Annotated in this window: 23 protein-coding genes, 1 pseudogene and 2 riboswitches; of the genes and pseudogenes, 11 read left to right on the top strand and 13 right to left on the bottom strand. The window is 72.3% G+C overall.

Translation table 11 applies throughout. The annotated features are described in order from the left end of the window. Positions 1-13: 13 nt before the first annotated feature. From JQN84_RS19405 to JQN84_RS19390, 4 genes are read right to left on the bottom strand one after another with little or no spacing between them, the layout of a single operon-like run. Positions 14-730, bottom strand: coding sequence for a thymidine kinase (locus JQN84_RS19405; RefSeq protein ID WP_204959801.1), 717 nt, complete (start codon positions 728-730; stop codon positions 14-16). A gap of 45 nt (positions 731-775) precedes the next feature. Continuing rightward, positions 776-2170 (bottom strand): MFS transporter, encoded by a 1395-nt coding sequence (locus tag JQN84_RS19400; RefSeq protein WP_204959800.1) that lies wholly within the window; start codon positions 2168-2170, stop codon positions 776-778. Positions 2171-2185: 15 nt separating this feature from the next. Beyond that, positions 2186-2953 carry a glycerophosphodiester phosphodiesterase family protein gene (locus tag JQN84_RS19395; RefSeq protein ID WP_204959799.1) on the bottom strand — a complete coding sequence of 256 codons (768 nt, stop codon included), beginning with the start codon at positions 2951-2953 and terminating at the stop codon, positions 2186-2188. Between the two features lie 52 nt (positions 2954-3005). After that, the gene (locus tag JQN84_RS19390) at positions 3006-3782 is read right to left on the bottom strand and encodes a lysophospholipid acyltransferase family protein (protein ID WP_204959798.1); all 777 of its coding nucleotides are present in this window, start codon (positions 3780-3782) and stop codon (positions 3006-3008) included. Between the two features lie 172 nt (positions 3783-3954). Here JQN84_RS19390 and JQN84_RS19385 point away from each other — a divergent pair, with 172 nt between their 5' ends. From JQN84_RS19385 to JQN84_RS19375, 3 genes are all read left to right on the top strand, one after another. Then, on the top strand, positions 3955-5361 hold the full coding sequence (locus tag JQN84_RS19385; protein WP_204959797.1) for a cytochrome ubiquinol oxidase subunit I: 1407 nt from the start codon (positions 3955-3957) through the stop codon (positions 5359-5361). Positions 5362-5375: 14 nt separating this feature from the next. Then, the gene (cydB, locus tag JQN84_RS19380; protein WP_204959796.1) at positions 5376-6374 is read left to right on the top strand and encodes a cytochrome d ubiquinol oxidase subunit II; all 999 of its coding nucleotides are present in this window, start codon (positions 5376-5378) and stop codon (positions 6372-6374) included. A gap of 115 nt (positions 6375-6489) precedes the next feature. Further along, positions 6490-7692, top strand: coding sequence for a GNAT family N-acetyltransferase (locus JQN84_RS19375; RefSeq protein WP_204959795.1), 1203 nt, complete (start codon positions 6490-6492; stop codon positions 7690-7692). A 133-nt stretch (positions 7693-7825) separates the two neighbouring features. On the opposite strand, the gene JQN84_RS19370 is transcribed toward JQN84_RS19375, so the two are convergent. Further along, complete coding sequence (locus JQN84_RS19370) at positions 7826-8524, bottom strand: hypothetical protein (protein ID WP_204959794.1); 699 nt, start codon at positions 8522-8524, stop codon at positions 7826-7828. Between the two features lie 66 nt (positions 8525-8590). Beyond that, complete coding sequence (locus JQN84_RS19365; RefSeq protein ID WP_443673891.1) at positions 8591-9052, bottom strand: peroxiredoxin; 462 nt, start codon at positions 9050-9052, stop codon at positions 8591-8593. Between the two features lie 161 nt (positions 9053-9213). Between JQN84_RS19365 and JQN84_RS19360 the strand changes: the two genes are divergently transcribed. The 4 genes and pseudogenes from JQN84_RS19360 to JQN84_RS19350 all read left to right on the top strand — a co-directional run bounded on the left by JQN84_RS19360 (position 9214) and on the right by JQN84_RS19350 (position 12953). Further along, entirely contained in the window at positions 9214-9942 is a 729-nt protein-coding gene (locus JQN84_RS19360) for an SDR family oxidoreductase (protein ID WP_204959792.1), read from the top strand. A gap of 757 nt (positions 9943-10699) precedes the next feature. Continuing rightward, positions 10700-11704, top strand: coding sequence for a tyrosine-type recombinase/integrase (locus JQN84_RS19355; RefSeq protein ID WP_204959791.1), 1005 nt, complete (start codon positions 10700-10702; stop codon positions 11702-11704). A 7-nt stretch (positions 11705-11711) separates the two neighbouring features. After that, a pseudogene (locus JQN84_RS31490) lies at positions 11712-11792 on the top strand (transcriptional regulator); the annotation flags it as partial. Positions 11793-11891: 99 nt separating this feature from the next. Next, a riboswitch (ZMP/ZTP riboswitch) is annotated at positions 11892-11968 on the top strand. Between the two features lie 13 nt (positions 11969-11981). Then, positions 11982-12953 (top strand): bifunctional 5,10-methylenetetrahydrofolate dehydrogenase/5,10-methenyltetrahydrofolate cyclohydrolase, encoded by a 972-nt coding sequence (locus tag JQN84_RS19350; protein WP_239485757.1) that lies wholly within the window; start codon positions 11982-11984, stop codon positions 12951-12953. Here the strand turns inward: JQN84_RS19350 and JQN84_RS19345 are convergent. Next, positions 12876-13655, bottom strand: a complete 780-nt coding sequence (locus JQN84_RS19345) for an endonuclease/exonuclease/phosphatase family protein (RefSeq protein WP_204959790.1) — start codon at positions 13653-13655, stop codon at positions 12876-12878. The two genes, JQN84_RS19350 and JQN84_RS19345, sit on opposite strands and share 78 nt — an antisense overlap. Positions 13656-13845: 190 nt before the next feature. Between JQN84_RS19345 and JQN84_RS19340 the strand changes: the two genes are divergently transcribed. Beyond that, positions 13846-14604 carry a sulfite exporter TauE/SafE family protein gene (locus JQN84_RS19340; protein WP_239485756.1) on the top strand — a complete coding sequence of 253 codons (759 nt, stop codon included), beginning with the start codon at positions 13846-13848 and terminating at the stop codon, positions 14602-14604. 46 nt (positions 14605-14650) lie between these two features. Here JQN84_RS19340 and JQN84_RS19335 read toward each other — a convergent pair whose 3' ends face one another. Further along, positions 14651-15265, bottom strand: coding sequence for a malonic semialdehyde reductase (locus JQN84_RS19335; RefSeq protein WP_204959788.1), 615 nt, complete (start codon positions 15263-15265; stop codon positions 14651-14653). Positions 15266-15362: 97 nt separating this feature from the next. Here JQN84_RS19335 and JQN84_RS19330 point away from each other — a divergent pair, with 97 nt between their 5' ends. Both JQN84_RS19330 and JQN84_RS19325 read left to right on the top strand, forming a co-directional pair. Continuing rightward, on the top strand, positions 15363-15710 hold the full coding sequence (locus JQN84_RS19330; RefSeq protein WP_204928318.1) for a winged helix-turn-helix transcriptional regulator: 348 nt from the start codon (positions 15363-15365) through the stop codon (positions 15708-15710). Positions 15711-15719: 9 nt separating this feature from the next. Next, on the top strand, positions 15720-16508 hold the full coding sequence (locus tag JQN84_RS19325) for a GNAT family N-acetyltransferase (protein WP_307821331.1): 789 nt from the start codon (positions 15720-15722) through the stop codon (positions 16506-16508). Here the strand turns inward: JQN84_RS19325 and def are convergent. Genes def through JQN84_RS19310 form a run of 3 tightly spaced genes read right to left on the bottom strand, consistent with a single transcriptional unit; the run spans position 16488 to position 19015 of the window. Further along, positions 16488-16997 carry a peptide deformylase gene (gene def, locus JQN84_RS19320; RefSeq protein ID WP_204959786.1) on the bottom strand — a complete coding sequence of 170 codons (510 nt, stop codon included), beginning with the start codon at positions 16995-16997 and terminating at the stop codon, positions 16488-16490. The two genes, JQN84_RS19325 and def, sit on opposite strands and share 21 nt — an antisense overlap. Before the next feature lie 10 nt (positions 16998-17007). Continuing rightward, the gene (locus tag JQN84_RS19315) at positions 17008-17793 is read right to left on the bottom strand and encodes a TetR/AcrR family transcriptional regulator (protein ID WP_204959785.1); all 786 of its coding nucleotides are present in this window, start codon (positions 17791-17793) and stop codon (positions 17008-17010) included. A gap of 28 nt (positions 17794-17821) precedes the next feature. Next, on the bottom strand, positions 17822-19015 hold the full coding sequence (locus tag JQN84_RS19310) for a chorismate-binding protein (RefSeq protein WP_204959784.1): 1194 nt from the start codon (positions 19013-19015) through the stop codon (positions 17822-17824). A gap of 123 nt (positions 19016-19138) precedes the next feature. Between JQN84_RS19310 and JQN84_RS19305 the strand changes: the two genes are divergently transcribed. Next, positions 19139-19339, top strand: coding sequence for a DUF5999 family protein (locus tag JQN84_RS19305; protein ID WP_088647339.1), 201 nt, complete (start codon positions 19139-19141; stop codon positions 19337-19339). 117 nt (positions 19340-19456) lie between these two features. On the opposite strand, the gene gcvP is transcribed toward JQN84_RS19305, so the two are convergent. Then, positions 19457-22279 carry an aminomethyl-transferring glycine dehydrogenase gene (gcvP, locus tag JQN84_RS19300; protein ID WP_204959783.1) on the bottom strand — a complete coding sequence of 941 codons (2823 nt, stop codon included), beginning with the start codon at positions 22277-22279 and terminating at the stop codon, positions 19457-19459. 78 nt (positions 22280-22357) lie between these two features. Beyond that, positions 22358-22455: riboswitch (glycine riboswitch) on the bottom strand. Positions 22456-22521: 66 nt separating this feature from the next. After that, complete coding sequence (locus JQN84_RS19295) at positions 22522-23394, bottom strand: NAD-dependent protein deacetylase (RefSeq protein WP_204959782.1); 873 nt, start codon at positions 23392-23394, stop codon at positions 22522-22524. Positions 23395-23450 lie beyond the last annotated feature (56 nt).

Raw genomic sequence — 23450 nt, 5'->3', positions numbered from 1 at the left:
CCCGCCGGCCCGGTCAGGCGCGCGGGCCCAGGTCCCCGGAGCGGTAGTGCCGCCGGCACAGCACCTGGTAGCGCACGTCGGCGGTGTCGACGGTGTCCCCGATGACGACCTGCGCGCCCTCGCGGACCACCCGCCCGTCGACGACGCGGGCGTTGAGCAGCCCTTCCCGCCCGCACCAGCACAGCACCTCCACCTGGATGCGGGCCACCTCGTCGGCCAGCTCGAACAGCCGCCGGGCGGCCGGGAACAGGCAGGACCGGAAGTCGGTGGCCAGGCCGAAGGCGTACACGTCGACGTCGTAGCCGTCGACCAGTTCGGCCATCTGCTCGACGTGCGCCACGTCGTAGAACGACGCCTCGTCGCAGATCAGGTAGTCGATGCGGACCCCTTCGGCCCAGGTGTCGCGGACCAGGGCCCGCAGGTCCAGCTCGTCGGTCACCTCCACGGCCGTGTGGGCCAACCCGATACGGGTGGTGACCTGCGGCCCCAACGACCTGTCGATGCGGGTGGTGACCAGCCCCCGCCGACCCTGCCGGGCATGGTTGTAGTTCATCTGCAACGCCATCGTCGACTTGCCGCAGTCCATCGGACCCCAGAAGAACTTCAACGCGGCGGCGTGCAACGGGCGGCCGTCGACGCCCCGCGCGGCGGCGCAGCCGGCCCCGCCGTCATCCGGGCCGGGCAGGGGACGGGCCAGGCAGGTGGGGGTGGCAGCGGCGTCGTCGGTCACGTCGGGGCAGCCTAGCCCATCGGCGCGGGTGGATCGGGCCGATGGTCACAGCACCCGGGGCGGGGTGTTGCCGGCGGCGACGATGGCCCGGCGGATCGGCACCGCGGCCAGCAGTGCGAACCCCACCACGAAGAAGATCAGCAGGGAGACCAGACCCACCCGGTAGGAGGAGGTGAGCTGGAAGACCAACCCGAACGCCAGCGGGCCGAGCCAACTGGTGCCCTTGTCGCTGATCTCGTAGAACCCGTAGTATTCGCCCTCCTTGCCGGCGGGGATGAGCTGGCTGAACAGCGACCGGCTCAACGCCTGGCTGCCGCCGAGGACCAACCCGATCGCCCCACCGAGGATCATGAACGGCAGCGGGGCCTCGGCGGGCAACCGGAACGCCCCGATGATCACCCCGGTCCACAGCACCAGCGACAGCAGCACCGTCTTCCACGCGCCGATGCGCCGGGCCAACGCCCCCAACGCCAACGCCCCGCCGAACGCGAGGAACTGCACCAGCAGGATCGTCACGATCAGCGTGCTCTGCCCGAGCCGCAACTCCTCGGTGCCGTACTGGCTGGCCAGCGTGATCACCGTCTGGATGCCGTCGTTGTAGACCAGGAACGCCAGCAGGAAGAACAGCGTCAACGGGTACGCCTTGATCTCCCGCAGGGTCCGCCCCAACTGCCGGAACCCGTCGGTGACCACGTTGCGGCCCGCCCCGCGCAGCGCCTCGGCGGTGGGGTGCTCCCGCAGCCACCGCAGCGGCACCAACGTGAACGCCGCCCACCACACCCCGGCCGACACGATCGACCAGCGGGCCAGGTCCAGGGTGCGCTGCGGGTTGTCGTCCTCGCTGAGCAGGGTCACCGCCACCAGGTTCAACGCCAGCAGCAGACCACCGCCGAGGTAGCCGATGGCCCAGCCGCGACTGGACACCGCGTCGCGTTCGTCCGGGCCGGCCAGCTGCGGCAGGAACGAGTTGTACACCACCACCGCCGCGCCGAAGGCGATGTTGGCGACCAGGAACAGCGCCCCACCGAGCAGGTACCGCTCGCCGGTGACCAACGCCATCGCGATGGTCGCCCCGGCGCCGGTGAACGCCGCCCCGGCCAGCAGCCGCTTCTTGTGCACCGTCCGGTCGGCGATCGCCCCGACCACCGGCAGCACGAACACGGTCAACAGCACCGACAACGAGATCAGGTACGGGTAGTACGAGCCGGCGGCGACCCGGACGCCCAGCGGGTGCACGTACCCGTCGCAGCTGTCCGCGCCCAGCTCGCAGCCGGCGGCCAGTTCGGTGACGGTGGTGAGGAACGGGCCGAGGAACACCGTGATGACGGTGGTCTGGAAGGCCGAGTTGGCCCAGTCGTACAGGTACCAGCCACGCCGTTCCCGGCGCAGTCCCGCCGGGGTGTCGACGGGGGCGGGGGTGGTGGCGACCGGGTCGGCCATCGGGGTCCTCGGGGCTCAGGCGGCCCAGAGGCCGCGGCTGCGGTAGACGTCGCGCAGCAGGCCGACGTGATCGGTCATGATGCCATCCACACCACGATCCAGTAAGTCGTGCATCCGGGTAGGTTCGTCGATCGTCCAGACGTGCACCTGCACCCCCAACCGGTGGCAGTAGGCCAGGAACCGGCGGTCGACCACCGGCACCCCCGCGTACCGCGGCGGCACCTGCGCGGCCACCACCGACGGCGGCAACCGCACCGGCCGGCCATGCCGCGACGCCAGCCACAACCGGGCCACCCCGCGCATGCCCAGGCCGGTGGCGACCCGCCCGCCGGTGGCCGCGCGCAGCCGGGCCAACCGGGCGTCGCTGAACGACGCCAGCAGCACCCGGTCGGCCGCGCCGGCCCGGGTCACCGCCGTCACCGCCGGGGTGACACCACCGTCGGCCTTCACGTCGATGTTGAACCGGACCTGCGGCCACGCGGCCAGCACCTCGTCGAGCCGGGGCACGACCGCCGCGCCGCCGACCCGCACCGTCGCCAGGTCGGCCCAGCGCAGGTCGGCGATGCGGCCCCGCTGCCCGGTGACCCGGCGCAGGGTGGCGTCGTGGAAGACCACGCACACCCCGTCGGCGGTGGCGTGCACGTCGGTCTCCACGTACCGGTAGCCCAGCTCGACGGCCCGGGTGAACGCGGCGACGGTGTTCTCGTCGCCGTCGGCGGCGCCGCCGCGGTGCGCGAAGGCCAGCGGGGTGGGGGCGTCCAGGTAACCGGGTCGGGTCGACACGCAGCGCAGTATGCCCGCCGCCGGTGGCCGCCGGGTGGCCGACCGGCGGCGGTCAGGCCGACGTGGGCCGGCGGTGCACCCGGCTGGTGTCGACGGGGCGTCCCGGGTCGACGTGCCGGGGCCGGTCCGGTTCGTCGGGCCGCAGCGGCACCAGGGTGTCGGTGATCTCGTCGATGATCCGGTCGGTGCCCCGGCGGGCCGCGCCGGGCGCGGCGGGGGAGAGGTCGTGCAGGTGCAGCGGCGCGCCGAAGCGGACCCGGATCACCGGGCGGCGCACCAGCGCCCGGGCCAACGCGCGCAGCATGCCCCGGGGCGCCCGGTAGGGCAGCACCTCGTGCGACCCCCACTGGGCCACGGGCACCACCGGGGCGTCGCAGGCCATCGCGAGGCGGGCGGTGCCGGTCTTGCCGCGTTCGGGCCACATACCGGGGTCCAGCCCGATGCGTCCCTCCGGGTAGACCAGCACCACCGACCCGGCGGCGACCGCCACGGCGGCGTCGTCGAGGGCCTGCCGGACGGCGGTGCTGCCCCGGTCGACGCGCAGGTGCCCGGCGTGGCGCATCAGCGCGCCGAGCCCCGGGGTGCGGAACAGCCCGCCGGTGGCCATGAAGCGCGGCGACACGCCCCGGGCCCGGCAGGCCGCGCCCAGCACGATCGGGTCGAAGGGGCTGATGTGGTTGGCGGCCAGGATCAGCGGCCCCCGGCGCAGGTGCGCCGGGACGTCCCCGCTGACCTCCAGCCGGGCGAACAGGGCGACGACCAGCCGGGCGAGCAGTTGGGCGGCACGCCAGAACAGTGGTGGCTGCCAGCCGGGGCGCGGGGTGTCCATCAGTCGCCGATGGTCGCACGGGGGTGGGGGAGGACCGGACCCGGGTCGTGCGGCCCGTGGTGATCAGGGTCATTGGTCCCGGGCCGGGTCGGGCCCCCCGGCCCTGCCCGACAACCTACGACACGCAGTAGTATCTACTACGTCTCGTAGTATCAACGGCAGGGGGATCCCGGTGGACGCGTTGGACGTCGCCCGCTGGCAGTTCGGTGTCACCACCGTCTACCACTTTCTCTTCGTACCACTGACCATCGGGCTGTCCGTCCTGGTCGCCATCCTCCAGACCCGCTGGCACCGCACCGGCGACGAGAAATACCTCAAACTCACCAAGTTCTACGGCAAACTCTTCCTGATCAACTTCGCCATGGGCGTCGTCACCGGCATCGTGCAGGAATTCCAGTTCGGCATGAACTGGTCGGACTACTCCCGCTTCGTCGGCGACATCTTCGGCGCACCCCTGGCCATCGAGGCCCTCGTCGCCTTCTTCCTCGAATCCACCTTCATCGGCCTGTGGATCTTCGGCTGGGACCGGCTCCCCAAACGCCTGCACCTGGCCAGCATCTGGGCCGCCGCCATCGGCACCAACCTCTCCGCCTACTTCATCCTCGCCGCCAACTCGTTCATGCAGAACCCCGTCGGCTACCGCCTCAACCCCGACACCGGACGCGCCGAACTCACCGACTTCGTCGCCGTCCTCACCAACAAGGTCGCCCTGATCACCTTCCCGCACACCCTCGCCGGCGCCTTCCTCGTCGCCGGCTCCCTCGTCACCACCGTCGGCCTCTGGCACCTCATGCGCCGCCGCGACAACCCCGACACCGACGCCTACCGCCACGCCACCCGCTTCGGCGCCTGGGTCGTCCTCATCTCCGCCACCCTCGTCGTCCTCACCGGCGACATCCAAGGCAAGATCATGACCCAGGTGCAGCCCATGAAAATGGCCGCCGCCGAGGGCCTCTACACCACCGAAAGCCCCGCCTCGTTCTCCGTACTCACCGTCGGCAGCCTCGACGGCAGCCGCGAAATCTTCGCCCTCAAAATCCCCTATCTGCTGTCCTACCTCGGCACCGGCGACCCCAACGGCACCGTCCACGGCATCGACGACCTCCAGGCCCAGTACGCCAGCCAGTACGGCCCCGGCAGCTACACCCCGATCATCCCGGTCACCTACTGGAGCTTCCGCTTCATGATCGGCTTCGGACTCGCCGCCGCCGCCATCGCCCTGCTCATCCTCTGGACCCAACGCAAAGGCCGCACCCCCACCAACAGGTGGCTGCTCCGCGCCGGCCTGATCATGCCCGCGCTCCCACTGCTCGCCAACTCCTTCGGCTGGATCTTCACCGAGATGGGCCGCCAACCCTGGATCGTCTTCGGCGAGATGCTCACCCGCGACGGCGTCTCCCGCACCGTCTCCCTCACCGAAGTCCTCACCTCCTTCACCGCCTTCACCCTCATCTACGCCGTCCTCGCCGTCATCGAATTCAAACTCCTCCTGCGCTACGCCCGCGCCGGCGTACCCGACGTCACCCCCACCCCCGACGACACCGACGACGCCGAGCGCCCGCTCGCCTTCGCCTACTGACCCGGAGCCCCACCGTGGAACTCACCACCATCTGGTTTCTCCTCGTCGCCGTGCTCTTCACCGGCTACTTCATCCTCGAAGGCTTCGACTTCGGCGTCGGCATGCTCCTACCCGTCCTCGGCCGCGACGACCGGCAACGCCGCGTCCTCATCAACACCATCGGCCCCGTCTGGGACGGCAACGAGGTCTGGCTCATCACCGCCGGCGGCGCCATGTTCGCCGCCTTCCCCGAGTGGTACGCCACCCTCTTCTCCGGCTTCTACCTGCCCCTACTGCTCATCCTGCTCGCCCTCATCGCCCGCGGCGTCGCCTTCGAATACCGCCACAAGCGCCCCGAAGCCACCTGGAAACGCCGCTGGGACCACGCCATCTTCTGGGGCTCCGCCATCCCCGCCCTACTCTGGGGCGTCGCCTTCGCCAACATCTTCCGCGGCGTACCACTGGACGCCGACCACGAATACGTCGGCGGCCTGGTCGACCTGCTCAACCCCTACGCCCTGCTCGGCGGCCTGACCACCCTCGGCCTCTTCCTCACCCACGGCGCAGTCTTCCTCGCCCTCAAGACCACCGGCGACATCCGCCACCGCGCCGGCACCCTCGCCGTCCGACTCGGCGCCGGCACCGCCGTCGCCGCCGTCGCCTTCCTCACCTGGACCCTCACCATCCGCGCCAACCCCGCCGCCATCACCCTCGCCGCCGGCGCCGCCCTCGCCCTGCTCGGCGCACTCGCCGCCGCCCGCGTACGCCGCGAAGGCTGGGCCTTCACCGGCACCGCCCTGGCCATCGCCCTCGCCGTCGCCACCCTCTTCACCGCCCTGTTCCCCAACGTCATGCCCTCCACCGGCGACCCCACCGGCACCCTCACCGCCACCAACGCCGCCTCCACCCCCTACACCCTCAAAATCATGACCTGGGTCGCCGTCGTCTTCACCCCGATCGTCCTCGCCTACCAAAGTTGGACCTACTGGGTGTTCCGCAAGCGAATCGGGGTACAGAACATCCCGCAACACTGAGAGACGCGCGAGGGGCGCGGGGACGCGGGGCCGGAGCGAGGGGGTCGCACCGGCCCCGCAACGCGTCCACCACAAACCCGTCGCCACCCCACCCACCCACCGCTATCGTCGCCGCATGCCGCACGACCCCCACATCCGCGAACTCACCGCCGACGACCACGCCGCCGCCTGGCACCTCGGCCGCACCGCCTTCGGCTCCGACCCGCAACCCGCACCACCACCCCCCACCACCCCCGGCATCACCCGCTACGGCGCGTTCGACCACACCGGCCGCCTCATCGGCAAAGCCATCGACCTGCACCACCACCAGTGGTGGGACGGCCGCACCATCGCCGCCGCCGACATCGCCGGCGTCGCCGTCACCCCCGAAGCCCGCGGCCGCGGCACCGCCCGCGCCCTGCTCACCGCCCTGCTGCGCGGCGCACACGACCGGGGCGCCGCCATCAGCGCGCTGTTCCCCACCGTCGCCGCCCCCTACCGCGCCTGCGGCTGGGAAACCGCCGGCACCCTGCGCACCGTCAACCTCCCCACCGCCCTACTCACCCGCCACCACCCCAGCCCACACCTCACCGTCCGCCCCGGCACCCCCACCGACCTCACCACCGTCGACGAACTGCACACCCACACCATCCGCCACCGCCGCGGCCTACTCGCCCGCAACGGACCCCTGCACGAACACCACCGCACCCGCCACACCACCGACAACACCCTGCCCTACGACGGCCTCACCCTCGTCGAACACCACGGCCACCTCGTCGGCTACGCCGGCTGGAACCGCCGCAACCACTACGGCGACGACGGCACCATCACCGTCGAAGACCTCGCCGCCACCACCGCCGACGCCGCCCGCGAACTAGTCGGCATCCTCGCCAGCTGGCACAGCGTCGCCCCCACCCTGCGCCTCACCCTGCTCCCCGGCGACCCCCTCACCCCCCACCTGCCCGTGGAGAAGGCCCGCGAACACCACCAGGACACCTGGATGCACCGCCCCGTCGACGTCACCCGCGCCGTCCGCGACCGGGGCTGGCCCACCCACCTGCACGGCACCGCCACCTTCACCCTCGACGACCCGCTCGCCGACTGGAACACCGGCACCTGGCAGCTGGAGGTCACCGACGGCCACGCCGACCTACGCCGCACCACCGCCCCCGCCGACCTGCACCTCACCGTCCGCGGCTTCGCCCTGCTCTACACCGGCACCGCCACCGCCCGCACCATCGCCCAGGCCGGCCTGCTGCACCACCCGGCCGGCACCGACCCCACCCCCCTCGACCTGCTCGCCGCCCCCGGCCCCGCCCAACTCGGCGACTACTTCTGACACCCCGCAGATTCCGGCCACCACGCACCCCACCACCCCGGCCGCTACACCAGCCCGGCACACCCACCCACCTGCGCCGCGGTGACGCCCCGACCGCCGCAACAGCCGCCGGGCCGCCCACCACGAACCAACCTCAACGGGCCTCGCGCAACTCCGCCAACCGCGCCTCGATCTCCGCCAACTCCGCCCGCAACTTCTCCGCCTGCTGCTCCGCCTCCGACCGCTCCGCCGACAGGATCTGCTCCACCGCCTCCTGCACCCCCGGCACATCCACCAACGCCACCATCCGCAACGCCTCCGCCGGCTTCACCACGTACGGCTTCGCCAACGCCTTCGCCCCCTGCTGCGCCGCCACCGTCCACTCGCCATCGGCGTACGCCAACGTCACCGTCAACCCCGCCGGCCCCTTCGGCTTCGCCACCTTCGCCGGCCGACGCACCGCCGGCTTCTCCGCCACCGGCTCCGACTCCACCCTCGGCTCCTCCCGCCTCTGCACCGGCACCCGGGGCGTGTCCAACACGAACTCCGGCTCCACCTTCGCCGTCGGCTCCACCTGCTCCACCACCGGCTCCGACTTCGCCTCCACCACCCGACGACCCGCACCCCGCGGCGCCACCGCCAGATCGGCGGGGGAGAAGGGCAACTCGTCGCGCCCGAACCGCACCACCACGAACTCGTCGGACACCGCCGGATCGGTCAACTCCACCACCTGACCCACCTGACCGGCGATCTGCCCCGCCGACGCGGTGAACACCACCCTCGGCTTCCGCCCCGCCGTCAACGCCTCCCGGATACCGCGTACCTCGTCATCGGACAAACCCTGGCCCGCCATCACAGCCCTCTTTCGTACACGTGTCTGATCCTGCCTTGATACCAGCCCACCACGACAACCGGAAGATCAGCCCCCCAGCACCCGCAACGCCTCGTCCGCATGCTCGTTCATCCCCAACTCACTGTGCACCACCGCCAGCACCCGCCGGTCCCGACCGATCACGAACGTCATCCGCCGCGTGCTCAACGGCCCCAACGGCAACCGCCGCCGCACCCCGAACGCCTGCGCCACCACACCGTCGACATCCGACAACAACGGATAGTCGAACCCGTGCATCCGGGAGAACTCCGCCTGCCTCTCCACCGGATCCCGACTGATGCCCACCCGCTGCGCCCCCACCGCCGCGAACTCCGCCGCCAGATCCCGGAAATGACAACTCTCCGCCGTACAGCCACGGGTCATCGCCGCCGGATAGAAGAACAACACCACCGGCCCCGACGCCAACAACTCCGACAACCGCCGCGGCGTACCCGTCTGGTCCGGCAGCTCGAAATCCTCCACCAGATCGCCGACACTCACACCCACCACGCACCTCCACCGATCCGATCCGTCCGAAACGCGGTGAGCGTAAGCGATCACCCCACCCACCGCCGCGCCACCGCGCCACGTGAGCACCCACACCCTGCCCACCACGCCGACACGCAGGTACCGTCACACCACCACACCGGACCGGCAGGGGAGCGCAGGAAATGACCGCGGTCACCGTCATCACCGGCGGCAGCCGGGGCATCGGCGCCGCCGTCGCCCGCCGACTCGCCGCCGAAGGCCACCACCTCGTCATCGGCTACCGCCACGACCACGCCGCCGCGGCCACCGTCGTCGCCGACGTCCACCGCCTCGGCGGCCACGCCGCCGCCGTCCCCGCCGACACCACCGACCCCACCCACGTCGACCGCCTCTTCACCGCCGCCGCCGACCTCGGCCCCCTCACCGCACTGGTCAACAACGCCGGCGTCACCAGCCCCATCGGCCCCTTCACCGACCTGCACCCCGACGACCTACGTCGGGTCGTCGACGTCAACCTCATCGGCTACGTCCTCTGCGCCCAACAGGCCGCCCGCCGGCTCACCCACGGTGGCGCCATCGTCAACATCTCCTCCGCCGCCGCCACCCTCGGCAGCCCCGGCGAATACGTCCACTACGCCGCCGTCAAAGCCGCCACGGACACCCTCACCATCGGCCTGGCCAAGGAACTCGCCCCCCGCGGCATCCGGGTCAACGCCGTCGCCCCCGGCATCATCCGCACCGACATCCACGCCGACTCCGGCGTACCCGACCGCGCCGACACCGCCGCCGGGCGCATCCCCCTCGGCCGCGCCGGTGAACCCGACGAGGTCGCCGGCGCCGTCGCCTGGCTGCTCGGACCCGACGCCACCTACACCACCGGCGCGGTGCTGCGCGTCGCCGGCGGCCTCTGACCGGCGTGCCGTCCGGCCACTCCCGACGAACAGCACACCAGCGCGGTCGTCGACCGGGTCGACAGGGGAGAGGCCGCCAGCGCCCCCATGACCGCCGGTCCGGCGGCCGGAACCGGGTCGGCCATCAATTGATCAACATGGGGACGGGGGAGACGTGGCCGACGTACGGCAGCCGCAGCCGCCCGGTGGCGATGGTCGGCTCGCGCCGACGCCGGACCCGGCCACCGCGAAACACGCCGGGACGGACGTTGCCCTCACCCGTTCACCTCGACCCGACGATGACCACCGTGGGAGGTAGGCGACCAGGGAGTTCCTGCGGACCGTCGTGGTGGCCTCCGGGCCACATCGGCGGTCCCGCATGGCGACCCGACCAGCCCCGGCTCTGATTCGATAATGCACATTATGTAAAGTCGCCCGGAAGGGGGGTCCCCTGCGACCGGGAAGCCGCTGCGGGTCGGACCGCGACCAGACGGGTCCGGTGGCTCAGCGACACGCGACGGGCGGCGCCTTCCGCCGCAGCGACGTCGTACGGGTGGGCCGCCGGCGGCAGCTGTCGGTCCGGGATTTCGCCGGCTCGCTGCGATGTCCGCGTCACGCCCCACCAGGTGCGCTGGGTTGCGTCCGGCCGCAGCATCCTCCGCCGGGGGCGCGCTGGCGGCACCCATGGCGTGTGAGCTGAGCGCTCGACGGAGCAGCCTACCGCCGCTCCCCTCCCCCTGGGTGGTCGACAACCCGAGAAAGCTGCATAATATCCATTATGCATGACAAACAGGATGAATCGGTTGGACGACTCATCGAGGAGTTCCTGACCGCACGGGCCACCCGGAAGCCCTCCCCGCACACCCAGGAGGCGTACCGGCGGGATCTGCGGGCCGTCGCGGCGCTGGCCGGCACGCAGTGCACCCCTCCCCTGCCCCCCGACGAGCTGACGATCTCCGCCCTCTCCCCCCGGGTGATGCGGGCGGCGTTCGCCCGGTTCGCCGCGCCCCGCGCGGCGGCGTCGGTACACCGGGCCTGGTCGAGCTGGAACGGTTTCTTCTCGTTCCTGGTGGCCGAGCAGGTGGTGGCGGGCAATCCGATGCCGGCGGTGGGACGTCCCCGCACGCCACTGCCCCAGCCGAAGCCGTTGCGGGGTGAGGACACCCCGGAGGTGCTGTTGGCGTCGGTGTCGCGGGAGGACGCGCGGCAGCGTGATCCGTGGCCGGAGCGGGACGTGGCGGTGCTGGCGTTGGCGTTGTGCGCGGGGTTGCGCCTGGCGGAGCTGTTGGCGTTGCGGGTGTCGTCGTTGTCCGGGCGGGCCGGTGAGCGGCGGGTGGCGGTTGCCGGTAAGGGTGGTCGGCCGAGGGTGGTGCCGGTGGAGCCGGAGTTGGACGAGGTGGTGTCGGCGTACCTGGACAGTCGGCGGCGGCGGTTCGGGGCGCGCAGCGTACGCCCGGACGGGGTGTTGCTGGTGGACCGGCGGGGTGATCCTCTGCGTCGGGGCGGGTTGCAGTACCTGGTGGATTCCTGTTACCGGCGGGCGGGGATCACCGATCGGGTGCCGGCGGGGGCGCGGTTGCATGCTTTGCGGCACACGTTCGCGACCCGGTTGGCCGAGGACGGGGCGGGGGCGGCGGAGATCATGCGGTTGTTGGGGCATGCGTCGTTGGCGTCGTCGCAGACGTACATCGAGGTGACGGCGGGTCAGCAGCGGGCGGCGGTGCGGTCGAACCGGACGAACCGGGTGTTGGCGGGGTTGGTGTCGGAGGGGCGTCCGGGTTGAGGGTGGGGTGGTCCGGGCCCGGCTGCTGCTCGCGTTGCGCGAGCGCCCCGGCTACCCGGCCGAGCTCGCCGACCTGCTCGGCACCAGCGTGTCCGTTCCCGGGCCGGATCAGCTTGTCGGCGGCGGGGCCTGGGAACGGCCGGTGTGGCGTGGGCGTACGGGGTGGGTGGTTGTGGCATGGTGTGGGTGGACGCGACTGGCGGCACGGGGATGGGTCAACCATCGGGGAGCTCGTCGCGGGGGTCGACCGCCTGGGCCTCCGTGGTCGAGGTGAGCCATGTCTGTTTCTTCTTCGCTCTCCCCCACGTCTGGTACGGCCCGGTTGTTGCCGGGTGGGCCGGTGGCGGAGCGGATTCTCGTCGAGGTCGCCGCGGGGGTGGCGGCGTTGCGGGCGGCCGGGGTGGTGCCGGCGTTGGCGACGGTGCTGGTGGGTGACGATGACGCGAGTGCCGGGTACATCCGGATAAAGCAGCGTCAGGCGGCGGAGTTGGGTTTCGCGTCGCCGCACGTGCGGTTGTCGGGGTCGGCGTCGCAGGCGGATCTGCACCGGGTGTTGCGGGATTTCAACGACGATCCCGGGGTGCATGCGGTGTTGGTGCAGCATCCGGTTCCGGGGCATCTGGACTATGACCGGGCGTTGGAGGTGTTGGATCCGGATTCCGACGTGGACGGGATGCATCCGGTGAACATGGGCCGGTTGGCGTCGGGGTTGCCGGGTCCGGTGCCGTGTACGCCGGCGGGGATCGAGGCGTTGTTGGCGTTCCACGGGGTGCCGGTGGCGGGGCGGGAGGTGGTGGTGTTGGGTCGTGGTGCGACGTTGGGGCGTCCGTTGGCGATGTTGTTGGCGCAGAAGCGGCCGACGGCGAATGCGGCGGTGACGGTGGTGCACACGGGGGTGGCGGACTGGCCGCGGTACACGCGGCGGGCGGAGATCCTGGTGGCGGCGGCGGGGGTGCCGGGGATCGTGCGGCCGGAGCATGTGCGTCCGGGTGCGGTGGTGGTGGGTGGTGGGGTGCGGTACGAGGGTCGTCGGTTGTTGCCGGATGTGGATGAGTCGTGTGCGCGGGTGGCGGGGGCGATCACGCCGCGGGTGGGTGGGGTGGGTCCGACGACGGTGGCGATGTTGTTCCGTAACGCGTTGCGGGCGGCGCAGCGGGTGGCGGGTGTGGGGTCAGCCGAGGTCGACGATGAGGGGGCGGTGGTCGGAGATGGTGGAGCGGGGGGTGGCGGTGGCGGTGACCGGGGGTAGTCGGTGCCGGTCGTGGGGGTCGGCGAGGATGTGGTCGAGTTGGACGCGGGGTGCGGTGGCGGGGTAGGTGGGGTGGCGGGCGAGGGGTTGCCAGCCGGTGAGCAGGCGGGCGGGGCCGGCGGGGAGGTTGAGGTCGCCGAGGAGGATGCGGGGGGCGGGTAGGGCGCGTAGGGCGCGGACGACGCGTCGGAGTTGGTGGGCGTTCCAGCCGGGGACGAAGGACAGGTGGGTGGCGGCGGCGGTGAGGGGTCCGTGGGGGGTGTCGAGGACGGCGGCGAGGACGACGCGGGGTTCGTCGCGTAGGAGGATGAGGCCGCCGCCGGGGCCGGGGGCGTAGATGGGTGAGCGGACGGGTGCGGGGTTGAGGCGGGTGACGTGCCAGCTGCGGACGGGGTGGCGGCTGATCAGGCCGATGCCGTAGCAGGGTTCGCCGTGGCCGTCGTCGTCGTGGCGTAGGGGGCGGAAGTGTTCGCCGGGGGTGCCGACGACGGCGGCGGCGAAGCGGTGTTCGGGGGCGTCGAGGGCGTGGGCGGCGATGGTGGTGAGGTCGTGGTGGCCGCTGCGGGACTGGTCGCGGTCGACTTCCTGGAGGGCGAGGATGTCGGCGTCGAGGGCGTGGACGGCGGCGGTGAGCCGGTCGGGGTCGACGAGTCCGTCGGTCAGGGAGCGGCCGTGGAGCAGGTTGAAGGTGGCCAGGCGCACGTGTGCACCCTACGTGGCGTGGGACAGTTACTGGATGATCAAGTTGTTGTGTTGTTCGGTGCTGGTGTTCGTGGCGGTGGGTGTGGTGGGGGTGTGGTTGCGCAGGCGGCGTGGGCGGTGAGGTGGGCCACTCGGGTGGGTGGGTGGTCGGGTGGGGTGGGCAGAATGGCCGGCCGTGGATCCTGTGTCGTTGTCGACTCTGCTGACTGCTGCTGCCCTGGCGGGGTGGGTGGATGCGGTGGTGGGTGGGGGTGGGTTGTTGTTGTTGCCGGCGTTGTTGGTGGCGGTGCCGGGGGTGCCGGTGGCGACGGCGTTGGGGACGAACAAGGTGGCGGCGATCTTCGGTACGTCGACGGCGGCGGTGACGTATGCGCGGCGGACGCGGGTGGACTGGGCGGTGGCGGGTCCGGCGGCCGGGTTGGCGGTGTTGACGGCGGGGTTGGGTGCGGCGTTGGCGGGTGCGGTGCCGGGTGGCGTGTACCGGCCGGTGGTGCTGGTGGTGCTGGTGGCGGTGGCGGTGTTCGTGCTGGCGCGGCCGTCGCTGGGTGTGGTGGCGGCGCCGCAGCGGCGGACGCCGGTGCGGGTGGTGGTGGCGGTGGGGGTGGCGGGTCTGGGTATCGCGCTGTATGACGGGTTGATCGGGCCGGGTACGGGCACGTTTTTGGTGTTGGCGTTCACGGCGGTCCTGGGGTCGGATTTCGTGCATGCGTCGGCGATGGCGAAGGTGGTGAACGCGGGCACGAATCTGGGTGCGCTCGTGGTGTTCGGGTTGACCGGGCACGTGTGGTGGGCGTTGGGTGCGGCGATGGCGGTGTGCAATGTGGCGGGGGCGGTGGTGGGGGCGCGGATGGCGTTGCGTCGGGGTGCGGGGTTTGTGCGGGTGGTGTTGCTGGTGGTGGTGTTGGCGTTGGTGGCGCGGTTGGGTTACGACCAGTGGCTGGCCGGCTGAGCGGGGGTGCTCGGCGGGCCAGCCACTGGTGTGTTCGGCTGGTGGTTCAGGCGTGCCGGACGACGGTGTCGTAGTCGAGTCGGGGCAGCCGGGGGTGCCAGGCGTCGGGGCCGGGGTGGCCGATGTTGACCAGGAGCAGGGACTTCCAGCCGGTGTCGGTGAAGAATTCGTTGTCGACGCCGGTGGCGTCGAATCCGCCCATGGGTCCGGCGGCGAGGCCGGCGGCGCGGACGGCGAGCAGGAAGTAGCCGACCTGGAGGCCGGCGTTGAAGCGGGCCATGCCGTCGCGGGTGGCGGGGTCGGCGGCGAAGTGTTCGCGCATGCCGGGGCGGATGGGGAAGACGGTGTCGAGGTGTTCGTGGAAGTCGGTGTCGGCGGCGAGGACGGCGACGACGGGTGCGGTGGCGGTTTTGGCGCGGTTTCCCTCGGCGACGTGGGTGAGGAGGCGGTCGCGGCCGTCGCCGGGGCGGACGAACAGGACGCGTAGGGGTTGGACGTTCATGGCGGTGGGTGGGTACTTGGCGAGGTCGTAGATGGCGCGGAGTTGTTCGTCGCTGACGGGGGTGTCGGTGAAGGTGTTGGCGGTGCGGGCTTCGGTGAACAGTTGGGCCTGGGCCTGGGGGTCGAGGGTGATGAGGTGGTCGGGCACTACGTCGGTCATGGTGTCCTCCGGTCGGTTCGACGTTTGCTGCGACCACAGTAGCAGCTAGTTTTTTCGAAGTGGCTAGGGTGAGTTGCGGACCACGTATGCTGGGACGATGACGACGTGCTCCCCGACCGACGGCGGGCCCCGCGCCTGCCCCGGGGGGCTGTCCCGGGCGTTCGCGTTCCTCGGCAAGCGGTGGAACGGCATGATCCTGGGCACCCTCGCCCAGGGGCCGGCCGGTTTCGCCGAACTGACCCGGGCGCTGCCCGGCATCAGCGAGTCGGTGCTGTCCGACCGGCTCGGTGAGCTGGCCCGGGTGGACCTGGTCAGCCGCACGGTGCGCGAGGGTCCCCCGCTGGGGGTCAGCTACCAGTTGACCGGGCGGGGCGCGGCGCTGCTGCCGGCGCTGGACGAGCTGGCCCGGTGGGCCGACGAGAACCTTCCCACGGGTCGTTGCTGAGCGGTGCCGGTGCGCGCCGAACACGACCGTGCCGTGCTGGCCGCCCTGCTGCGCCGCGATCCGGTGCTGCACGCCTACCAGTTGGGTGACCTGGACGACTTTTTCTGGCCGTACACGTCGTGGTTCCGGCGCGGCGACCAGGTGGTGCTGCTCTACCACGGGGCGGCCGAGCCGGTGCTGCTGGCGTTCGCCGCGCAACGCGACGGCGCGGCCATGGCGGCGCTGCTCGACGAGGTGGCCCCGGTGCTGCCGGCCCGGCTGTACGCGCACCTGTCCCCCGGCCTGGAGCGGGTCCTCGCCGGCCGGTACGTGCTCACCCCGGCGGGGGCGCACCTGCGGATGGCGTTGACCGACCCGGGGCGGCTCGCCGGCGTCGCCGCCGCGGGTGAGGTGCTCGGCCCGGCGGACCTGCCGGCGCTGCGGGAGCTGTACGCGGTGGCGTACCCGGGGAACTGGTTCGACGCGCGGATGCTCGACACCGGCCACTACCTGGGGGTGCGCGACGGTGACGCCCTGGTGGCGGTGGCCGGGGTGCACGTGTGGTCGCCGACGTACCGGGTGGCCGCGGTGGGGAACGTGACCACCCGTCCGGCGGCGCGGGGGCGGGGGCTGGGCGCGGCGGTGGTGGCCGCGTTGTGTGCCCGGCTGGCCGGCAGCGTCGACCATGTGACGTTGAACGTGCGGGCCGACAACACGGTGGCGGTGCGCCTCTACGAACGGTTGGGGTTCACCCGGGTGACCGGGTTCGGTGAGTACGCGTTGGCCGTCGGGGCGGGCTCAGCGGTGTCGGCGGGGTGAGTCGAACCGGCCGGCGCGGATCTCCCGCAGGGCCTTGCGGCGGACGTCACCGCGCAGCGTGTCGACGTAGAGCCGACCGGCGAGGTGGTCGGTCTCGTGTTGCAGGGCGCGGGCGAGGAAGCCGCTGCCGGAGATGGTGAGCGGGTCGCCGTGCCGGTCGACGCCGTGCACGGTGGCGTGCAGGGCGCGGCGGGTCGGGAAGTACAGGCCGGGAATGGACAGGCAGCCCTCGTCGTCGTCCTCGGTGTCGTCGGACAGCTCGATGGTGGGGTTGATCAGGTGTCCGCGGTGGCCGTCGGCGTCGTAGACGAACACCTGGGCGTCGACGCCGATCTGCGGGGCGGCGACACCGGCCCGGCCGGGTTCGCCGGTGAGGGTGTCCATCAGGTCGTCGACGAGGTGTTGCAGGGCGGTGTCGAAGCGGGTCACCGGGGTGCAGGCGGTGCGCAGGACGGGGTCACCGATGATCCGGATCGGGCGTACGGTCATGCCGGGAAGGTTATCGGGGGGTCGCCGGCGGCGGTGATCCGGCGCACCGGTCGGCGATCAGGGCGGCGATGCCGTCCAGGACGCGGGCCAGGCCGAACTCGAAGGCGCGGGTCGGGTCGGTGGCGGCCTGGTACTCCTGCCCGGCGGCGGCCCCGACCCGGGCGGCGGTGGGGAACCGCGCCGGGTCCATGACCTTCTCCAGGTAGGGGGCGTGGGCGTGCCACCACTGTTCGTCGGTGAGGCCGGTGCGGCCGGTGGCCTGGGCGGCCTCCACCGCGCCGCGCACCGCGCCGTGGACGTAGGAGTCGACGAGGGTGACCACGGCGTCCATCTCCAGATCGGTGAGGCCGACGCCCTCGACGGCGCGTAGCTCGTAGTCGTAGCGGGCGGTGACCTGGGGGCCCAGCGGGGGGCGGGTGGTGGCGACCTGCAGCAGCCACGGGTGGCGCAGGTACAGCGCCCAGTTGTCGCGGGCGATGCGTTCCAGGCGGCCGCGCCAGCCGCCGGGAACGTCGGTGGGGCGGGGGGTTTCGCCGTGCACGGTGTCGAGCATGACGTCGAGCAGTTCCCCCTTGCCGGGCACGTGGGTGTAGAGGGACATGGTGCCGACGCCGAGGCGTTCGGCGACCCGGCGCATGGACAGCGCGGCGAGGCCCTCGGCGTCGGCGACGTCGATGGCGGCCCGGACGATCTGGTCGACGCCGAGGTCGCCGCTGCGGCTGGCCCGCTCGCGGGTGCGCCACAGCAGGGCGAGGCTGCGGGCGGGGTCGCCGGTGCCGCTGTACTCGACGTGCATGCCCGTCACCCTAACGGCCCGGGGGTGGTCAGCCGGCGGCGAGCAGGGCCCGTACCGGGGCGGCCTTGGCGGCGGCTTCGGCGACCTCGGCGGTGGGGTCGCTGTCCCAGGTGATGCCGCCGCCGGCCCACAGGTGCAGCCGGTCGTGGTCGGCGGCGGCGGTGCGGATGGTCAGGCCCAGGTCGAGGTGGCCGGGGCCGATCCAGCCGAACGCGCCCATGCCGGCACCCCGGCCGACGGGTTCGAGGGCGGCGATCAGCGCCAGCGCGGCGTGTTTGGGTGCGCCGGTGACCGAGCCGCCGGGGCAGGTGGCGCGCAGCAGGTCGGTCAGGCCGGTGCCGTCGGCGAGGGTCGCCGACACGGTCGACTCGGCCTGCCACAGGTCGCACCAGCGGCGGACGGTGAACAGGTCGTCGACGGTCACCGAGCCGGTGCGGGCGATGCGGGCGAGGTCGTTGCGTTCCAGATCGACGATCATGATGTGTTCGGCGCGTTCCTTGGCGGAGGTGAGCAGGTCGCGGCGGCCGGCCGGGGTGGCGGGGCGGGTGCCCTTGATGGGGCGGGTGACGACCCGGCCGGCGTGCACGGCGACGAGGGTTTCCGGTGAGGCGCAGCCGATGCTCCAGCCGTCGCCGTGCAGGGTGCCGCCGTAGCGGGCGCCGGGCAGGCCGGCGAGGCGGGCCAGGGCGGGACGCGGGTCGCCGGTGTAGGTGGCGGCGGCGTGGCCGACCACGTTGACCTGGTAGACGTCGCCGCGGCCGATGGCGGCGCGGACGGCGCGCACGGCGTCGGCGTGCCCGGTGGGGGTCCAACTGTCCCGCCACGGTCCGAGCCGCAGCCGGTCGGGTGCCGGTGCGGTGGGGGGCGGACGGCGGGGGCCGTGGTCGTAGACGACGACGGCGACGTCGGGCAGGGCGGGTGTGGGGCTGGCGGGGCCGGTGGGTGCGCCGGCCATCCGGGCGCCGGCGGCGGCGGAGACGAACAGGGCGGCGCCGCACGGGCCGTCGGTGCGGTGGGTCGCCGGGCGGGTCAGGTCGTCGACGGGGAGGCCGTGGGCGGTGAGGAAGGCGGCGATCTGGGCGGCCGGGTCGCCACCGTCGGTGACGTGCCACAGGTAGCGGTCCCGTTCCACGAGCACGCTGCGGCAGCGCTCCGGTACGGCGGGTACGTCGACGGGGGCCGTTGGGAGCGTTTCCACGCCGGGTGGCTGATTCTTCCTCATCCGTTCAGCGGATTTCCGGGCAACATGGCGGAAGCCTGCTCGATCCGGCGCGCGGTCCCTTGGTACTGTGCGTCACTGGTCATGTGAACCATGACACAGTGCCCCCACAGTCCGGAGAACCCGATGTGCCAGCACCAGATCCCCTGTCCCTCCGCCGAAGCGACCGACCGGGACGCCGCCCGCGTCATCGCCTGCTTCCCTGAGCAGGGCTGGAGCCTGCTCTGCAACGGTGTCATCGTCTTCGAGGACACCGGCGAACTCCTCCCTGACGGCAGCACCATCGCCCCGCACCGCGGTCCGGCCCGGCACGCCCTCGTCGCCTGACCCGGTCACGACGCGTCGGCCACGCCGACCCGTCGCACCAGGCTAGCCCCCACGTGGGGGCCGCCCTCCCCCGGTCGCCGCACCGGGGCGGCACGACCGCCGCCCCGGCACCGCGCCTCAGTCCTGGAACGCCTCCGGCGCCGGGCACGAACACATCAGGTTCCGGTCGCCGTACGCGCCGTCGACGCGCCGCACCGGCGGCCAGTACTTCCCCACCGGATCCATCCCGGCCGGGTACCCGCCCACCGACCGCGGGTACGGGTGCGGCCACTCGTCCCCGGACACCATCACCGCGGTGTGCGGGGCGTTGCTCAGCGGGTTGTCCCCCGCCGGCCACTCACCCGACGCCACCCTGTCGATCTCCGCCCGGATGGCGATCATCGCGTCGCAGAACCGGTCCAGCTCGGCCAGGTCCTCACTCTCGGTCGGTTCCACCATCAGCGTCCCCGCCACCGGGAACGACATCGTCGGCGCGTGGAACCCGTAGTCGATCAGCCGCTTCGCGACGTCGTCGACACTGACCCCGGTCGCCTTCGTCAACGGCCGCAGATCCAGGATGCACTCGTGCGCCACCAGGCCCTTGTTGCCCGCGTACAGCACCGGGAAGTGCTCCCGCAGCCGCACCGCCACATAGTTCGCGGCCAGCACCGCCACCCCCGTCGCCCGGGCCAGCCCCGCCGCACCCATCATCCGCAGGTACGCCCACGGGATCGGCAGGATGCCCGCCGACCCGTACCGGGCCGCCGAGATCGCCGCCGACCCGGCCGTCCGCTCACCGCCCGGGTCACCCGGCAGGTACGCCGCCAGGTGCTCCCGCACCGCCACCGGACCCACCCCCGGCCCGCCGCCGCCGTGCGGAATGCAGAACGTCTTGTGCAGGTTCAGGTGCGACACGTCCGCCCCGAACCGGCCCGGCTTGGCGAACCCGACCAACGCGTTGAGGTTCGCCCCGTCGACGTACACCTGACCGCCGGCGTCGTGGACCTTCGCGCACAGCGAGGCGATGCCCGTCTCGTACACCCCGTGCGTCGACGGGTACGTCACCATGATCGCCGCGAGAGCGTCCCGATGCTTGTCGATCTTCGCGTCGAGGTCGACCAGGTCGACGTTGCCGTCGGCGTCACACCCGACCACCACCACCCGCATCCCGGCCATCACCGCCGACGCGGCGTTCGTGCCGTGCGCCGACGACGGGATCAGACACACGTCCCGGTGCCCGTCACCCCGGTCCCGGTGGTACGCGCGGATCGCCAACAACCCGGCCAACTCCCCCTGCGACCCGGCGTTGGGCTGCACACTGACCGCGTCGTAGCCGGTCACCTCCGCCAGCCACCCCTCCAACTGCCCGATCAGCTCCCGGTAACCGGCGGTCTGCTCGTCCGGGGCGAACGGGTGCAGGTGCGCGAACTCCGGCCAGGTCACCGGCTCCATCTCGGTGGTCGCGTTCAGTTTCATCGTGCACGACCCCAACGGGATCATGCCCCGGTCCAGGGCGTAGTCGAAATCCGCCAGCCGGCGCAGGTACCGCAGCATCGCCGTCTCCGAATGGTGGCTGCGGAACACCGGATGGGTGAGGAAGTCGGTGTCCCGCGCCAACCCGGCCGGCACCGCCTCCGCCACGTCCCCGACGACCGGGTCCACCCCGAACGCCTCCCACACCACCGCCAGGTGCCCCCCGGTGGTCGTCTCGTCACACGACACCCCCACCCGGTCGGCGTCGACCAACCGCAGGTTCACCCCCCGCTCCCGCGCCGCCGCCACCACCTGCCCCGCGCGACCCGGCACCACCGCCGTCACCGTGTCGAAGAACACCCCGTCGACGACCTCGACGCCACCGGCACGCAACCCCGCCGCCAACCGCAGCGCCATCGACCGGGTACGGTCGGCGATCCGCCGCAACCCGTCCGGCCCGTGGTACACCGCGTACATGCCGGCCATCACCGCCAACAGCACCTGCGCCGTGCAGATGTTGCTGGTCGCCTTCTCCCGCCGGATGTGCTGCTCCCGCGTCTGCAACGCCAACCGGTACGCCGGGGCACCGGCCGCGTCCCGCGACACCCCGACCAGCCGCCCCGGCAGCATCCGCTCCAACCCGGCCCGCACCGCCAGGTAACCGGCGTGCGGCCCACCGAAGCCCATCGGCACCCCGAACCGTTGCGTGGTGCCCGCCGCGATGTCCACCCCGATCCGCCCCGGCGCCCGCAGCAGCGTCAACGCCAACAGGTCCGCCGCCACCGCCACCACCGCGCCCACCGCGTGCGCGGCGTCGACCAGCGGCGCATGGTCCCGCACCAGCCCCGACGCCCCCGGATACTGCAGGTGCAGCCCGAAGAACTCCGCCGGCAACTCCTGCGTGTCCAGGTCCACCACCCGCACCTCGATACCCAACGGCTCGGCCCGCCCGCACAGCACCGCCACGGTCTGCGGCAACGCGTCCGCGTCGACCACGTACACCGCGCTACGGCTCTTCGACGCCCGCCGCGCCAACGTCATCGCCTCCGCCGCCGCGGTCGCCTCGTCGAGCATCGACGCGTTCGCCGTCGCCAGGCCGGTCAGGTCCGTCACCATCGTCTGGAAGTTCAGCAGCGCCTCCAACCGGCCCTGACTGATCTCCGGCTGGTACGGCGTGTACGCCGTGTACCAGGCCGGGTTCTCCAGCACGTTACGGCGGATCACCGCCGGGGTGTGGGTGCCGTGGTAGCCCAAGCCGATCATCGACACCGCCACCGTGTTCCGCGACGCCAACGCCCGCAACTCCGCGAGCGCCTCCCGCTCGGTGGCCGGCGCCGGCAGATCCAACGCCCCGTGCCAGCGGATCACCTCGGGAATCGCCGCGTCCATCAGCTCGTCGATCGACCCGTAGCCGACGGCCTCCAACATGCGGCGCTCGTCGTGCGGACCGGGACCGATGTGCCGGTCGGCGAACTGCTCTACGGTCATGCGTGACGCTCCTGACTCAGGCGGCGAGGTCGACGGATCGGCCTCCCCCTGAGTCACGCCACGGGCGCTCCACAGTGCCTGCCCGTCGCGGTCCTTCTGCCTGAGAGGTTCCGGGGAGAATCTGCCCCTTCGGCGTCGCCCGGATACTGCTGGGCGATCTCTCCCGCGCGGGTGGTGTCGGCATGGTCAACGCTACCAGCGCCCCTGTTACCGGCGGATGTCGTACCCCCACCGGTGCGAGATCAACCCGCCGCCAGCAGACCCGACCCGGGTGGCACGACCGCCGCCACCCGGTCGGCGAGCACCGGCAGGAACCGCCCCAACGGGGCGTCCACCCGCAGCGCCGCATACCCGTCACCACGGGTCACACCCTGGTTGGCGATCACCACCGGAATGCCCGACTTCGCCGCCCGTAGCACGAACCGCCGCCCCGACAACACCGTCAACGACGACCCCAGCACCAGCACCGCCCGCGCCGCATCGACCATCGCGAAACACCGCGCCACCCGCGCCGCGGGCACCGTCTCCCCGAAGAACACCACGTCCGGTTTCAGCATCCCCGCGCCACAACACCCGCAGTCGACCATCCGGAACCCGGCCACCCGGTCGTCGTCGAGATCCACGTCACCATCGGGGTTCACCACCGCAAACGCCGCGTCGAAACCCGGATTCGCCGCCACCAGCCGCCGGTCCAGCTCCCCCCGGGACGTACGGTCACCGCAACCCAGACACACCACCGTGTCCAGGCGACCGTGCAACTCCACCACCTGCCCGCTGCCCGCCGCCGTGTGCAGACCGTCGACGTTCTGGGTGATCACCCCGTCGACCAGGCCGGCGTCCTGCAACCGGGCCACCGCCCGGTGCCCGGCGTTCGGCCGCGCCCCCACGATCGTGCGCCACCCCAGATGGCTACGCGCCCAGTACCGTCGCCGCGCCGCCGCATCCCCGACGAACGCCTGATACGTCATCGGCGTGTGCCGGCGGGCCACACCCGTCGGCCCCCGGTAGTCGGGGATACCCGACTCGGTGGACAGACCCGCGCCACTCACCACCACGACCCCACCGGCCGCCACCAGGGCAGCCACCGCGTCGATCGTCTCCGTCACCCGTCCCATGCTGCCTCAGCGACCCCACCGGCGGCGACCCGCACGCACACACGTCCCGACCGGCG

The organism is Micromonospora humidisoli, assembly GCF_016900955.1.
GTDB classification, from domain to species: domain Bacteria; phylum Actinomycetota; class Actinomycetes; order Mycobacteriales; family Micromonosporaceae; genus Micromonospora; species Micromonospora wenchangensis.
This window is presented reverse-complemented; position numbering and strand designations above follow the sequence as displayed.